Here is a 13724-nt window from a genome sequence, read left to right on the forward strand (position 1 = left end):
TTTACTGGCTGACGATAACCGGCCGACGCTTCTGCGCGGCCTGAATGGCTTCTGCGACCTGAAGCGCGATGACATTGTCTTCGCCGAGCGAAAGCCAGATCCCGCCATTTTTTTGCGGAAGCGTCAGGAAAGCCTCCAGTGTCGACATGTGCTGGTCTCTGTCCCGCACAGGAATCAATTCGTTTCGGCCGTTCAGGCGCCGCACGAGGGTTCCTGACCCCTTTCCGCTGAGCGTCCCATGGGCAACGAGCGTTCCACGATCGCCTGCGAGCATCACGACGCTTTCGAATTCCGCTGCCGTGAAACTCTCATACGCCTGCAGGATCGCGCCACCGGACATCTCGATTGCATAGGCGCGTTGATCCGCGGCGATGAGCGCAGATGCGGCAACCGCTTCCTGCCCGGTCAGAAACCGGGCGAGATCGATGTCCTCCAAAGTGATGTCGAGCAGGGCTTGTTCGTGATCAACGACGTCGTCGATATGTCGGTTCGGTGGAGGGTGAAAAGGCGCGCCACGCGCGATCAGCAGGGATTGCAGGGTGCCGATTTCGCCCTCTTGCAGCAGGCGGCGCATCGTCTGGTGCGGTGACAAGGCACGAAGCGGCTGGTTGATCGCGAGGATCACGCCGGCCTTCGCGCAGGCATCGGTCAGCTCTGCGGCGACGCGGCTGCCGCCTGCGATCGGGCCGTCGCACAAGAGGTGCTTGCCCTCCGCGGCGGCAGCCAGGATGTAATGTTTTCGTCGGCTCCTGGCCGCACTGACATAGGCGAAGCCGACACGTTTATCGCGCAGGGCTTCGCGTGCGTCGATGGTGATGCCGGGTATTTCCATGTCCTGCGAAAAATGCGCGGCATATCTTTCGTTACGGCTGACGACCCAAAGCGGCTGGTGGCCTGCCGCGCGGATCGCCGCAACCATGTGCTCCGTTGCAATCGTGCCTGTGCCCATGACGGACCAGCCGGTGGCTTGCGTAGGGTGCACTAAAATCCTCCTCTTATCGCCTTGAGATTGATCCGGGACGTCTTGCGGCACAACTTCGCAGATGATTGATACCTTTAGCGATATGACGTATTTTGAGCGTCATAATGCGTCACTTTTGAGGGCCGGAATGGATCATCTGGGTAGAGACGGTAATGCCTTCGCGGCAAATCTCAGGACACTCTGCGGGCAGCACGGCTCCGTCGCTGCGGTCTGCCGCAAGATCAATGTCAACCGGCAGCAGTTCAACAAGTACCTCTCCGGCGCCCATGTCCCATCGGCAGCCAACCTCCGGATCATCGCGAACTATTTCGGGCTCAGCGTGCCGATGCTGTTTGCCGATCCCGACGAATTCCGCACCCTTGTGGAAGGCAATTTCTTTCACGCCATGGCGACGGCCCGTCAGATGCCCGAATTCACGCGTTTCGTTTCCGACATGATCGTGGAGAACAACAGGGCGGATCACGACGACATTGTGGGTGTCTACGATCGCTACCAGTTCTCCTCGATCTACAAGGGCTTCGTGTTGCGCTCTGCCTTCTGCATCTACCGCAACAACGAGTTCCTCCAGCACTATTACGTCGAGCGCTTCCCAAGCTTCGATAATCCGAAGAAGACGGAGTACGTCTTCAAATATTACGGTTTCTGCTTTCCCGTCGCCGACCGTTTGTTCACAGCCGATTTCGAGGGTATCCAGTCCAACGAGCTGACGTTCGGCGTCTATGCTCAGGTCAAGCGCAATGCCAAGCGGTTCATGTTCGGCATCTCCAGCGGCATCGCGGCGACCGTCTTTCGCCAGCCGTATTCCACGAAGGTGGCATTGCACTATCGCGGCCCGGGTCTGCTGGGCCGCGATCAACTCAAGGACCTGACAGTTCTCGATCGCAACGACCCGGCCATTCCCCGCGAGGCCCTGCAATATCTCGGCGATGGCTCGGACATGATCCAGATGAGCTGACGTCCGCCACCCTAGGGATGGAGTTCGACCGCAAGCCAGACGCTGTCGGTATCCGCATAGTAGCGGTGCCAGGGATAGGTCCATTGATTTTCGCCTGTCACCCGGCAGAAGGGGTCGTGCGAATAGCCGATCGGCATGACGACGTCCTCGTAGATCTCAGCGGCATCCCGCGTCTTGAACTTCTGCATGCGGCCCGAGCCATGGATCTGCGTATGGGTTTCCAAGAACGGGTGCTCGTTGTGGATAAAGCAATCCGTATCACCGGGCGACCACCAGAGATTGAGCTTCAATGTGAAGGTCTGCGACGCCTCTGCGCTCGCACGTTCATTGGTAAAGACCCGCGGATCGAGTGTCACCGTGCCGATCGTATCCTGCGCCGAGATGTAAAGCGGCGTATCGCGCGGAAAGCTGCGGATACGATTTCCCAGCCAATCCCAGCCCCGGAACATGCAGCCGCCCAGATTGGTCGGGTTGACGACCTTGATGACGGCGGCTCGCTCGGCTGAACGGATGCGCCCGCCCTTCAGCCAGGTGGATTTCCAGGCCGGGACGATGGCGGGGTGTTCATCGCCGGTCACCATGGGGGAGGGGCTGATATTGACGACGATCGCATCGGCCACATCGTAGTCGACCACATTTTCCACCAGCGTCGCCGTGATGAACGCGTCCGCGAAAGCCAGGTCTCTGCTCAGGTTCTGCACTGCAATGCCTCTCGTCTCTTTCTGTGCCCTAAACAAGCCACACCGGATGGCGTCAAAGAAGTTCGCGGCGCAACTTATTTCTTCGCATCATGACGCAAAATCCGCTTCAGCTTGCGAAGGATGCGCAGCCGGCCGCCTTTCAGCTTCTGGCGTTCTTCCGTGGCGACATGACGCGACATCCGGTCGATATTAGCCAGTCGAATGATGCAAAACTGCGCTGAATGTGCGTCACCTTGCGTCAGCGTTTCAATTGCTGCGAACTTGCGATGCGTCACGCTCCGCCGAAGAATGCGGCTCTCATCGGAAGACGCCCCGAGCTGCTGATCTTCCTGTAAGCACCATAACGATATTTCAGAGGGTCGATCACATGAAACTGACAGGTGGCCAAGTCGTCGCGAAGGCTTTGAAGGAATACGGCGTCGAATATGTCGCGGGCGTGCCGGGCCATGGCATCTGGTCGCTGTTCGACGCATTCCTGCAGGAGGGATCGGAAATTCCCTTCATCCAGGTCATGCACGAGCAGAGCGCGGTTCACATGGCCGATGGCTACTATCGCGCTTCGGGCAAGCCGATGGCGTGCTCGACCTCTGTCGGTCCGGGCGCCGCAAACACCATCATCGGCCTTGCAACTGCCTATTGCGACTCGACCTCGCTCTTTTACGTTTCCGGTTCGCCCCAGACCTACATGCACGGCCACGGGACCATGCAGGAACTGGAACGCCAGCAGGACAACGCCTTTCCGCGCATCACCGAACAGGTGACGAAGCGCGCCTGGCAAGCCAATTCGGTGCAGGTCCTCCCAAGCATTATGCACCGTGCCTTCAGCGAATTGCTGACAGGCCGACCGGGTCCGGTCCATGTCGAAGTCCCGATGGACGTGCAGGTCGAGGCGGCGGATGTGACCATTCATCCGCTTGGCAAGCGCCTGCCGGTCGGCGTCGCCTATCCGGATCCCAAGGCCGTCGAAGCAGCATTGAAGGTTCTTCTTTCCGCCGAACGCCCGGTTATCGTCGCCGGCGGCGGCGCGATCACGGCAAACGCCTCGGCCGAGCTGACGCGTCTTGCCGAAAAGCTCGGTGCGGCCGTCTCGATCACCTGGAACGGCAAGGGCGCGATTTCCGAAGACCATGCGCTTTTCATCGGCGCAGTCGGGCAGACAGGCACGACCTGCGGCAACAAGATCACCGCGTCCGCCGACGTGGTCGTTTCCGTCGGCTGCCGATTCACCGATTGGTCGGCGTCCTCCTATGCCAAGGGCGTCTCGTTCTCGATCCCCTCGGCCAAGCTCATTCATATCGACCTTGATCCGCGTGAGATCGGCAAGAACTACGAGACGGAAGTCGGCATCGTCGCGGACGCCAAGGTGACTCTGGAGGCGATCCTGTCACTGATCTCGGACGCAGATGCCCAGAAAATGCAGGCACGTCGAGAACCGTTCCTCGCCGACGTGCAGAAGGCCAAGGCCGAGTGGCGCACCCTGGTCGAGCCGCGCGAAAACAGCCGCGAGACGCCTTTCACCTCGCAGCGTCCGCTCGTGGCGTTGCGCAAGGTGCTCGACCGCGACGGTATCGTCGTCGTCGGCTCGGGCAACACCCAAGGTTCCGTCAAGCAGAGCTTCCCGGTCTACGAGCCGCGTACCCATATCACGTCCGGCTCCTATTCGCCGATGGGCTGGGCGGTTCCGGCGGCACTCGGCGCCAAGCTCGCCTGCCCGGACCGTCAGGTCGTTTCAATCGTGGGCGACGGCGATTTCATGATGTCGTTGCCGGAAATGGGCACGGCGGTCATGAACGGCATCAACGTCGTCTTCCTTGTCCTGAACAACCAAGGCTACATGTCGATCCGCGGCGGCATGCGCAAGTTCATGGGCCGTCACATTGCCTCGGAATTCAACCATCACGCGGGCAATGGCGCGCCCTATTCGGCGGATATCGCGGCCTCTGCCCGCGCGTTTGGTCTGCAGGCCTGGAAGGTCGAAAATGACGAGGATCTCGAAAGCAGCCTGAAGGCGGCGCTCGAATGCGGCGGCCCCGCGCTCGTGGAAGTCATCGTCTCGCGAGACGCGGCCGGCCCCTTCGCAACCGGTTGGTGGGATTTCCCGTCGCCGGCCTACTACGAGAAGGAACAGGCGGCCTACGCAGAGATGCGCGCCCGCGAGCAGCACCTCTGATTGCTTGAGCGGGGAGGCGACGGCCTCCCTGCAACCCTCCCAAGACCATTGATGACGCGGCGCCACCGGTGGCCGTGAACGAAGAGACTTTGTCATGATCCGGCACATCAAAACGGCCACGGCCACCATCGAAGACGGCGGCACCGACAGCGCGGTCACCAAGGCAGTCGAAGCCCTTCTGGCAAAGGTCAGGGACGGTGGCGACAAGGCGGTTCGGGAACTCTCCGTCCAGTTCGACAAGTTCGACCGGGACTCCTATCGCCTGACCAAGCAGGAAATCGCAGCCTGTATCGATGCGCTGACGATCCGCGAACGCGAAGACCTCGATTTCGCCCAGGAGCAGATCCGCCGCTTCGCCGAGGCGCAAAAGGCGGCGCTGAAGGATATCGAAATCGAGACCCTGCCCGGCGTCGTGTTGGGGCACAAGAACGTGCCGATCCAGAATGTCGGCTGCTATGTTCCGGGCGGCAAATATCCGCTGCTCGCCTCCGCCCACATGACCGTGCTGACGGCGAGGGTTGCCGGCTGCGAGCGCGTCATCACCTGCGCGCCGCCATTCCAGGGAAAGATTGCGGAGAAGATCGTCGCGGCGCAGGCACTTGCCGGCGCCGACGAGATTTATTGCCTCGGCGGCGTGCAGGCGATTGCCGCCATGGCCTATGGCACCGAGACGATCGAGCCCGTCGATATGCTGGCCGGCCCTGGCAACGCCTATGTGGCGGAAGCCAAGCGCTTGCTTTTCGGCCGCGTCGGCATCGACCTTTTCGCCGGCCCGACGGAAACGCTTGTTATCGCCGACGACAGCGTTGATGGAGAGCTCGTCGCAACGGACCTGCTAGGTCAGGCCGAGCACGGCGTCAACTCTCCGGCGGTGCTCATCACCAATTCGGAAAAGCTGGCGCGCGACACGCTCGCGCAGATCGAGCGGCTGTTGAAAATCCTGCCGACAGCGGCCGTTGCCGGCAAGGCCTGGGAAGACTTCGGCGAGATCATCCTGTGCGACACGATCGAAGAGATGCTGTCGGAAGCCGACCGTGTCGCCTCCGAGCATGTCCAGGTCATGACCCGCGATCCGGACTACTTCCTCGACAACATGCGCAACTACGGTGCGCTGTTCCTCGGCGCACGCACCAATGTCGCCTTCGGCGACAAGGTGATCGGCACCAATCACACGCTGCCGACCAACAAGGCGGCCCGCTACACCGGCGGCCTGTGGGTCGGAAAATTCCTGAAGACCTGCACTTACCAGAAGATCCTGACCGACGAGGCTTCCGCCATGATCGGAGCCTACGGCTCGCGGCTTTGCCTCATGGAAGGTTTCGCCGGCCATGCCGAGCAGGCCAACATCCGCGTCCGCCGCTATGGCGGCCGCAACGTGCCTTATGCGGCGGCGGTCGAACCGGCCGACGCATAGTCCATGCGGCAGGTGCCGGGAGTTCGCACCTGCCATCCACATTCAACCACCAGAGCAAATACAGGGGAACATAATGAAACTGATTACGCTTCTTGCCGCCTCGATCTCGCTTCTTCCGGTCGCCGCAATGGCCGAGAGCAAGGGAACTGTGGAAGGCATCCATCACTGGGTTTCCGAAAGCGAAGTCAACGCGTTGAAAGTGATTACCGACAAGCTCGCTTCGAAGGGTTACACCTGGCAGGACAGCGCCGTCGGAGGCCTTTCCGGTGCGAACGCCTTGCAGGCGCTCAGGACGCGCCTTGCCGCGGGCAATCCGCCGACAACCATGCAGTTCCTCGGCTACGAAGGCCTGGACTGGGCGAAGGAGGGCGTCCTGCGCTCCCTCAACGATCTCTATGCCAAGAACGGCTGGGACAAGGCGCTGGCGCCGCAGCTGCTCGTCTTCGTCAAGAGCGACGACACCTTCATCTCGCTGCCGATCAACATGCATCGCCAGAACTGGGTATGGGCCAACAAGGCCGTTTTCGACAAGGCCGGCATTGCCGAACCGAAAAGCTGGGATGAGCTCATCGCGGCCGGTGACAAGCTCAAGGCAGCCGGCGTCGTGCCGCTGGCCATCGGCGACGAACCTTGGCAGATCCTCGAAGTCTTCGAAGCGATCGTGACCGATGTGAATGGTACGGAGTTCTACAAGAAGGCGGTCATCGATCTCGATGAAGCCGCTCTTTCCAGCGACCAGATGGTCGATGCCTTCGACAAGCTGCGCAAGGTGCGCGGTCTCGTCGACGACGGTTTCACCGGCCGCGACTGGGCGGTGGCGACGGGCATGGTCGCAAGCGGCAAGGCCGGCATGCAGATCATGGGCGACTGGGCCAAGGGTGAGTTTCTGGCCAAGGGCATGAAGCCCGGCGAAGATTTCCTGTGCTTCCCGACGCCGGCCGCAACCGCGAACTTCAAGTTCATCATCGATGCCTTCGGTGTGTTCAACAACGACGATCCGGCCGTCATCGCCGCGCAGGATGCCTGGGCGGAATCGATCATGGACCCGGAGGTCCAGAAGAACTTCAACAAGATCAAGGGCTCAATTCCGGCCCGGTCGGATGTCTCGGTCGAGGATTTCGACGCCTGCGCCAAGCGCAGCTTCGCCGATCGTGAAGCGGCTGTCGCCAGCGGCAACATGGTGGGCGGCCTGACGGAGGGCTTCGCAGCCCCGCCGCAGTTCTCCGGCGTGTTCAGCGACGTCGTCGGCAAGTTCTTCGTCACCGACATGTCCTCCAAGGACGCCGTCCAGGCTCTGGTCGACGGCATCAACAACGCGCGCTGATCGCTCGTTCCGAAATGCCCGCCGGACAATTCCGGCGGGCATTTCGGGCATGAATATTATGAAACGGTGGGATGACTGTCATGCGCAGTACACTTTCGCTGAAGGATAGATTCTCGCGATGGCTGCCGCGGCTGGTCCTTTCGCCAAGCCTCGTCGCCATCATCGTCGGCGTCTATCTCTTCATTGCCTGGACGGGCTGGATTTCCCTGTCGTCGTCGAAAATGGTTCCGAAATACGACTTTGTCGGACTGGAGCAATATATCCGCCTGTGGTCGACGCCACGCTGGGAAACGGCGGTCGCCAATCTCTTCGTGTTCACCGTGCTGTTCCTGGCGATCACGATCGCGATCGGTCTTCTGATCGCCATCCTGCTCGATCAGCAGATCCGCGCCGAGGGGTTTTTGCGCGCCGTCTATCTCTATCCGATGGCGCTGTCCTTCATCGTGACGGGGACGGCCTGGAAGTGGATCCTCAACCCGGATCTCGGCGTCGAGAAGGTCGTCAACGATCTCGGCTGGACCGGTTTCGTCTTTGACTGGATCACGCGGCCCGAATACGCCATCTACTGCGTCGTCATTGCCGCTGTCTGGCAATCGACCGGCTTTGCCATGGCCATCTTCCTGGCCGGCCTACGCGGCATCGACACGTCGATCATCAAGGCCGCACAGATCGAAGGCGCGAGCCTGCCGCGCATCTATCTCAACATCATCGTGCCGATGCTGCGCCCGGCTTTCCTGAGTGTCATCGTCCTCTTGAGCTACATCTCGATCAAGAGCTTCGATCTTGTGCTGGCTCTGACCGGCGGCGGTCCCGGCAATTCGACGGAGATGCCGTCCACGTTCATGTTCTCCGCCACCTTCCGGCGCAACCAGATGGGTGTCGGTGCTGCAAGCGCCATGATGATGCTGATGACGGTCGCCGCCATCATCATTCCCTATCTCTATTCGGAGCTGAAGGAGGCGCGCAATGAGCACTGAGGCTCGCTCCGCGCGCCGCGCGCATCAGTTCGGCCGCCTTTTCATCTACGGATCGCTGATCGCGCTCGCCATCTTCTATCTGATGCCGCTCTGGGTGATGATCGTCACCTCGCTCAAGTCGCTCGACGAAATCTATTCGGGCTCCTTTATCGGCTTGCCGCAGGCGATCACTTTCGAGGCATGGGAGAAGGCCTGGGGGCAGGCCTGTATCGGTACGGCCTGCGATGGCCTGCGGCCCTACTTCGTCAACTCGCTGCTGATGGTCATCCCGGCGGTTGCGCTGTCCACAGCGATCGGCGCGATCAACGGCTATATCCTGACGAAATGGCGCTTTCCCGGGGCGAACTTCGTCTTCGGCCTGATGCTGTTCGGCTGTTTCCTGCCGTTTCAGGCCGTCATCCTGCCGATGGCCCAGCTTCTGGGCAGCCTGCGTCTGTCGGGCACGATCCCCGGTCTCGTGCTGGTGCACACGGTGTACGGCATCAGCTTCACCACGCTGTTCTTCCGCAACTACTTCATCACCATTCCCGATGAACTGACGCGGGCGGCGCAGATCGACGGGGCAGGGTTCTTCCGCATCTTCTTCTCCGTCATGCTGCCGGCGGCCCTGCCCATCATCGTCGTGTCGTGCATCTGGCAGTTCACCCAGATCTGGAACGACTTCCTGTTCGGCGTGTCCTTCACGGCCGGCCAGTCTTCCCCGATCACCGTTGCGCTCAACAACATCGTCAACGTCACGATGGGCCGCAAGCAGTACAATGTCGACATGGCCGCCGCCATGATCGCCGCCATCCCAACCTTGGTCGTCTACATCGTCGCGGGCCGCTATTTCGTCCGCGGGCTGACGGCCGGCGCCGTGAAAGGCTGAGCCCATGTCCACTCTTGAAATCGATCGCGTCCGCAAGGCCTACGGCAATCTGGAGGTTCTGAAGGAAGTCTCCATCTCCATCGGAACCGGCGACTTTCTCGTGCTGCTCGGGCCTTCCGGCTGCGGCAAGTCCACGCTGCTCAACATGATCGCCGGACTGGAGACCGTCACCGGCGGCGAGATCCGCATCGCCGGCAGGACCGTCAACGACCTGTCGCCGAAGGATCGAGACATCGCCATGGTGTTCCAGTCCTACGCGCTCTACCCGACCATGACCGTGCGGCAGAACATCGAGTTCGGCATGAAGATCCGCAAGGTCGCGCAGGCCGACCGCGACAAGGCCGTGAAAACAGCCTCCGATCTGCTGCAGATCACCCATCTGCTCGACCGCAAACCCTCGCAGCTCTCGGGCGGCCAGCGCCAGCGCGTCGCCATGGGGCGCGCCATCGTACGTGAGCCGAAGCTCTTCCTGTTCGACGAACCCCTGTCGAACCTCGATGCCAAGCTGCGCGTGGACATGCGCACAGAAATCAAACGACTGCACGCGCGTCTCGGTACGACGATCGTCTATGTCACGCATGATCAGATCGAAGCGATGACGCTTGCCACCCGCGTCGCCGTGATGAAGGACGGCGTGGTGCAGCAGCTCGACGAGCCGCAGGCTGTCTATGACCGTCCCGCCAATGTCTATGTCGCGCGTTTCGTCGGCTCGCCCGCCATGAATATCGTGCCGGCCCTATTGGAAGCGGACGGCACGGCGGTGATCGAGATCGCGCGCCGGCCGGCGGCGCGCATCGGCGGGATCGCGCTTTCGGCGGACGCCCTGCGTCGCTATGCCGGGAAGAAGGTCCTGGTTGGCATCCGTCCGGAGAATTTCTCCATTGCTTCAACCGGCAGCACCGCTCCCTCGCTGACCATCGATTTCGACGTCGTCGAGCCGACCGGGCCGGATACGCTGGCCGTCTTCCAGCTTGGCGGCGTGGAAGTGACCGCCCGTCTCCCGCCACGGCAGGCCCATGCGGGTCGCGAAGCCGGACTGGCGGTCGATACCTCGAAGATCGTGCTGTTCGACAGTGAAACCGAAACGCGCATCGACTGAAAGACCTTTCATGACCGAGACGGCAGACATCGTCATCATCGGCTCCGGTATCGGCGGAGCCTCCTTGGCCTACAGCCTTGCGCCCTCGGGCCTCAGGATCGTCATTCTCGAACGGGGAGGGCACCTGACGGACAGTCCCGAGGCGCGAGACGACATTGCCATCTTCCAGAAGGGCTTTTACCGGTCGTCCGAGGAGTGGCTGGGGACGGACGGTGAGAGCTTCCTGCCCGGCAACTACTACTATGTCGGCGGCAATTCGAAGTTCTTCGGTGCCGTCATGTACCGTTACCGCCGAGAGGATTTTTCGCCGCGCCGTCACATGGACGGTGCATCGCCGGGCTGGCCGCTCGCCTATGATGATCTGTCACCGTGGTATGATGCTGCCGAGGCGATCTTCAAGGTGCGCGGCTCCGTCTCCGGCGATCCGACGGAACCGACGCACGAAAAGCCTTACGATTATCCGCCGGTTCCCGACGAACCGGCCATGGCTGCGGTCCGCCGCCGGCTTGAAAAGGCCGGGGTTCATCCCGCGTCCCTGCCCCTGTCGATCGATATCGAGGCTTGGCTGAAGCGGGCCAAGACCGGCTGGGACGCCTTTCCGAACACCGGAACAGGCAAGATCGATGCGGAGGTTGGCCCGCTCGCCGGCGCGCTTGCGCATCCGAATGTCAGCCTCGTCACCGATGCCGGCGTCAGCCGCCTCGAGACCGATCCGAGCGGGCGTCGTGTCGTTGCCGCCGTCTATGCGAAGGACGGGATCGAGCATCGGATCTCGGCGGATCGCTTTGCCGTGGCGGCCGGTGCCGTTCAGACCGCGGCGCTCCTTCTGCGCTCGGCCAGCAAGGCGCATCCGTCAGGCCTCGCCAATGGCTCCGACCAGCTCGGCCGTAATTTCATGAACCACAACACGACCGCGATGCTGACGATCGATCCCTTCGCCGCCAATAGCTGCGTTTATCAGAAGACCATTGCCTTCAATGATTTCTATAACGAAGACAACGAGTACGGCTTTCCTCTCGGGAATGTGCAGCTGCTCGGCCACATCACCGGCAACATCCTCAAGGCCAATCTGCCGATGCCGGCGCCGGCATGGTTTGCGCGGCTCATGGCGCGCTACGCCTATGGCTGGTTCCTGACGAGCGAGGACCTGCCCAATCCTGAAAGCCGGGTCATGGTTCGCGACGGGCGGATCGTTATGCACTGGATCCGATCGAACATGCGTGCGCATGAGGCGCTCATTCGCAAAACCCGCGCAGTGATGCGCAAAGCCGGCTTCCCGATCGTGCTGACGCATACCTTCGGCCGCAAGACGACGTCGCATCAGTGCGGCACGGCCCGCCTCGGCGACGATCCGAAAAACTCCGTCGTCGACGTGAACTGCCGCAGCCACGATGTGGAGAACCTCTACATCACGGATGCCTCGGTGTTGCCCACGTCGGCTGCCGTCAACCCGGCGCTGACCATTGCCGCGCTCGCTATCAAGGCGGGTGCCGCCATTGCGGGAGGAAAGTGATGACGGTTCGCGACATGGGATCGGCACGCTACGGCATTTCTCCGCGTCAGCCGGAAGAACTTCGCACCTTCGACTATATCGTCGTCGGCGGCGGCTCGACCGGCTGCGTCGTCGCCGCGCGGCTTTCGGAGGATCCCGATACGCGTGTCCTGCTGATCGAGGAGGGGCCGCGCGACCTCAGTCCCTATATCCACATTCCCGGCGCCTATTACAAAACGGCGCAGGGCGATCTGCTGAAGCGCATTCCCTGGGAGCCGATGCCAGAGCAGGAACGGACGGATACGCCGACCATGGTACAGGCGCGCGTGCTGGGCGGCGGCAGCTCGGTCAACGCGATGATCTACATCCGTGGCGTGCCTGACGACTACGACCAGTGGGTGGAGCTTGGCGCGGAGGGATGGGGCTATCGGGATGTGCTGCCGTTCTTCAAGCGTGCCGAGGACAATAACCGCTTCTGCAACGAGGCGCATGGCGTCGGCGGGCCGCTCGGCGTTTCCGATATCGAGTATATCCACCCGCTGACCCGTGCGTGGTTGCAGGCCTGCCAGCAGGCGGGACTACCATACAACCCGGATTTCAATTCGGGCGACCCGGCCGGTTGCGGCCTCTATCAGATCACGGCGAAGAACGGCCGGCGCAGTTCCGCTGCCGTCGCTTATCTCGGACCAGCCCGCAAACGGCGCAATCTGCGCATCGAGACGGGAACCACTGTCACTCGCCTTATCATCGAGAACGGACGGGCCATCGGCGTCGAGTGCGTGAAGGGAAGGCGCAGCATCGTCTACCGCGCGGATCAGGAGGTCATTATCTCGACCGGCGCGATCGCCACGCCGAAGCTTCTGATGCTGTCCGGTATCGGCCCTGCGGAGCAACTTCAAAAGCACGGCATTGAGGTCCACGCCGACCTGCCCGGCGTCGGTCAGAACCTGCAGGACCATATCGAGATTTCCCTCGTCTACCAGTTGAACGGACCGCACAGCTACGACAAGTACAAGAAGCTGCACTGGAAGGCTGCTGCCGGTCTGAATTATGCGCTTTTCCGCAACGGACCGGCGGCATCCAACCTCATCGAGGGAGGCGCTTTCTGGTGGGGTGACAAAACACAGGCGACGCCGGACATCCAGTATTTCATGGTTGTCGGCGCCGGCATCGAGGAGGGGGTCGATGCGGTGCCGGGCGGCAACGGCTGCACGGTCAATTTGGGGCAGATCCGGCCGCGGTCGCGCGGTGAGGTGACGCTGCTGAGCGCCGATCCGGCAGCGACCCCGCGCGTGGCGCCTCGCTATTTCTCCGAGGCTTACGATCTCGAAGCCATCACCGACGGAACGATGGCGGCGCTCGATATCATGGAACAGCCCGCCATCGCGAAATTCGTGGCGGCGCGCCACACGCCGGGCCCCGCGCTTCGGACACGTGAGGAGATCCGGGCTTTCTGCGTGAAGGACGCCCACGCTGCCCTGCATCCGGCTGGAACCTGCCGGATGGGCCGCGACGACATGGCCGTGGTCGATCCGAAGCTTCGCGTGCACGGCGTCGAGCGCCTTCGCATCGCCGATGCGTCCGTCATGCCGACGCTGATTTCCGGAAACCCCAATTCCGTCTGCATCATGATCGGCGAGCGCGCCGCGGATTTCTTGCGGACTTGAACAAAAATAGCGTTGCGTTTTATTGCGTAAATTCGCCTATTCGTGCATAAGTGAATCGAATTTGTGCACGAAGAG

12 protein-coding genes are annotated in these 13724 nt (G+C 61.7%); 9 read left to right on the top strand and 3 right to left on the bottom strand.

Annotated features, from left to right (window positions below; all coding sequences use genetic code 11):
- Position 1: 1 nt before the first annotated feature.
- Positions 2 to 949, bottom strand: a complete 948-nt coding sequence (locus B5M41_RS01920) for a Gfo/Idh/MocA family protein (RefSeq protein WP_134646772.1) — start codon at positions 947 to 949, stop codon at positions 2 to 4.
- Positions 950 to 1109: 160 nt separating this feature from the next.
- On the opposite strand from B5M41_RS01920, the gene B5M41_RS01925 reads away from it, so the two are divergent.
- Positions 1110 to 1937, top strand: coding sequence for a helix-turn-helix domain-containing protein (locus B5M41_RS01925; protein ID WP_134646457.1), 828 nt, complete (start codon positions 1110 to 1112; stop codon positions 1935 to 1937).
- 11 nt (positions 1938 to 1948) lie between these two features.
- Here the strand turns inward: B5M41_RS01925 and B5M41_RS01930 are convergent, their stop codons facing one another.
- Together B5M41_RS01930 and B5M41_RS01935 are read right to left on the bottom strand one after the other, a co-directional pair.
- Entirely contained in the window at positions 1949 to 2638 is a 690-nt protein-coding gene (locus tag B5M41_RS01930) for a hypothetical protein (protein WP_134646459.1), read from the bottom strand.
- Positions 2639 to 2712: 74 nt separating this feature from the next.
- Entirely contained in the window at positions 2713 to 2913 is a 201-nt protein-coding gene (locus B5M41_RS01935) for a hypothetical protein (RefSeq protein ID WP_134646461.1), read from the bottom strand.
- A gap of 92 nt (positions 2914 to 3005) precedes the next feature.
- On the opposite strand from B5M41_RS01935, the gene B5M41_RS01940 reads away from it, so the two are divergent.
- From B5M41_RS01940 to B5M41_RS01975, 8 genes are all read left to right on the top strand, one after another.
- Positions 3006 to 4808: a thiamine pyrophosphate-binding protein gene (locus tag B5M41_RS01940; protein WP_134646463.1), complete on the top strand. Its 1803-nt coding sequence runs from the start codon at positions 3006 to 3008 to the stop codon at positions 4806 to 4808.
- 94 nt (positions 4809 to 4902) lie between these two features.
- Positions 4903 to 6222, top strand: a complete 1320-nt coding sequence (gene hisD, locus B5M41_RS01945; protein ID WP_134646465.1) for a histidinol dehydrogenase — start codon at positions 4903 to 4905, stop codon at positions 6220 to 6222.
- Positions 6223 to 6295: 73 nt separating this feature from the next.
- Positions 6296 to 7546, top strand: coding sequence for an ABC transporter substrate-binding protein (locus tag B5M41_RS01950; protein WP_134646467.1), 1251 nt, complete (start codon positions 6296 to 6298; stop codon positions 7544 to 7546).
- A gap of 80 nt (positions 7547 to 7626) precedes the next feature.
- Positions 7627 to 8523 carry a carbohydrate ABC transporter permease gene (locus tag B5M41_RS01955; protein WP_134646469.1) on the top strand — a complete coding sequence of 299 codons (897 nt, stop codon included), beginning with the start codon at positions 7627 to 7629 and terminating at the stop codon, positions 8521 to 8523.
- Positions 8513 to 9391: a carbohydrate ABC transporter permease gene (locus tag B5M41_RS01960; RefSeq protein WP_134646470.1), complete on the top strand. Its 879-nt coding sequence runs from the start codon at positions 8513 to 8515 to the stop codon at positions 9389 to 9391. The genes B5M41_RS01955 and B5M41_RS01960 overlap by 11 nt, the downstream gene beginning before the upstream one ends.
- Positions 9392 to 9395: 4 nt before the next feature.
- On the top strand, positions 9396 to 10490 hold the full coding sequence (locus B5M41_RS01965; protein ID WP_134646471.1) for an ABC transporter ATP-binding protein: 1095 nt from the start codon (positions 9396 to 9398) through the stop codon (positions 10488 to 10490).
- Positions 10491 to 10500: 10 nt separating this feature from the next.
- The gene (locus tag B5M41_RS01970) at positions 10501 to 12003 is read left to right on the top strand and encodes a GMC oxidoreductase (RefSeq protein ID WP_134646473.1); all 1503 of its coding nucleotides are present in this window, start codon (positions 10501 to 10503) and stop codon (positions 12001 to 12003) included.
- 14 nt (positions 12004 to 12017) lie between these two features.
- A complete protein-coding gene (locus B5M41_RS01975; RefSeq protein ID WP_134646774.1) occupies positions 12018 to 13649 on the top strand; it encodes a GMC family oxidoreductase in 1632 nt (543 codons plus the stop codon).
- Positions 13650 to 13724: the final 75 nt, after the last annotated feature.

The organism is Shinella sumterensis, assembly GCF_004514425.2.
In the GTDB taxonomy this organism is placed as follows: Bacteria; Pseudomonadota; Alphaproteobacteria; order Rhizobiales; family Rhizobiaceae; genus Shinella; species Shinella sumterensis.

What these genes read in the sequence shown, in the direction of transcription:
- B5M41_RS01920 (WP_134646772.1), bottom strand. Translation starts at nt 949, where the DNA reads ATGGGCACAGGCACGATTGCAACGGAGCACATGGTTGCGGCGATCCGC.
- B5M41_RS01925 (WP_134646457.1), top strand. Translation starts at nt 1,110, where the DNA reads ATGGATCATCTGGGTAGAGACGGTAATGCCTTCGCGGCAAATCTCAGG.
- B5M41_RS01940 (WP_134646463.1), top strand. Translation starts at nt 3,006, where the DNA reads ATGAAACTGACAGGTGGCCAAGTCGTCGCGAAGGCTTTGAAGGAATAC.
- hisD (WP_134646465.1), top strand. Translation starts at nt 4,903, where the DNA reads ATGATCCGGCACATCAAAACGGCCACGGCCACCATCGAAGACGGCGGC.
- B5M41_RS01950 (WP_134646467.1), top strand. Translation starts at nt 6,296, where the DNA reads ATGAAACTGATTACGCTTCTTGCCGCCTCGATCTCGCTTCTTCCGGTC.
- B5M41_RS01955 (WP_134646469.1), top strand. Translation starts at nt 7,627, where the DNA reads ATGCGCAGTACACTTTCGCTGAAGGATAGATTCTCGCGATGGCTGCCG.
- B5M41_RS01960 (WP_134646470.1), top strand. Translation starts at nt 8,513, where the DNA reads ATGAGCACTGAGGCTCGCTCCGCGCGCCGCGCGCATCAGTTCGGCCGC.
- B5M41_RS01965 (WP_134646471.1), top strand. Translation starts at nt 9,396, where the DNA reads ATGTCCACTCTTGAAATCGATCGCGTCCGCAAGGCCTACGGCAATCTG.
- B5M41_RS01970 (WP_134646473.1), top strand. Translation starts at nt 10,501, where the DNA reads ATGACCGAGACGGCAGACATCGTCATCATCGGCTCCGGTATCGGCGGA.
- B5M41_RS01975 (WP_134646774.1), top strand. Translation starts at nt 12,018, where the DNA reads ATGGGATCGGCACGCTACGGCATTTCTCCGCGTCAGCCGGAAGAACTT.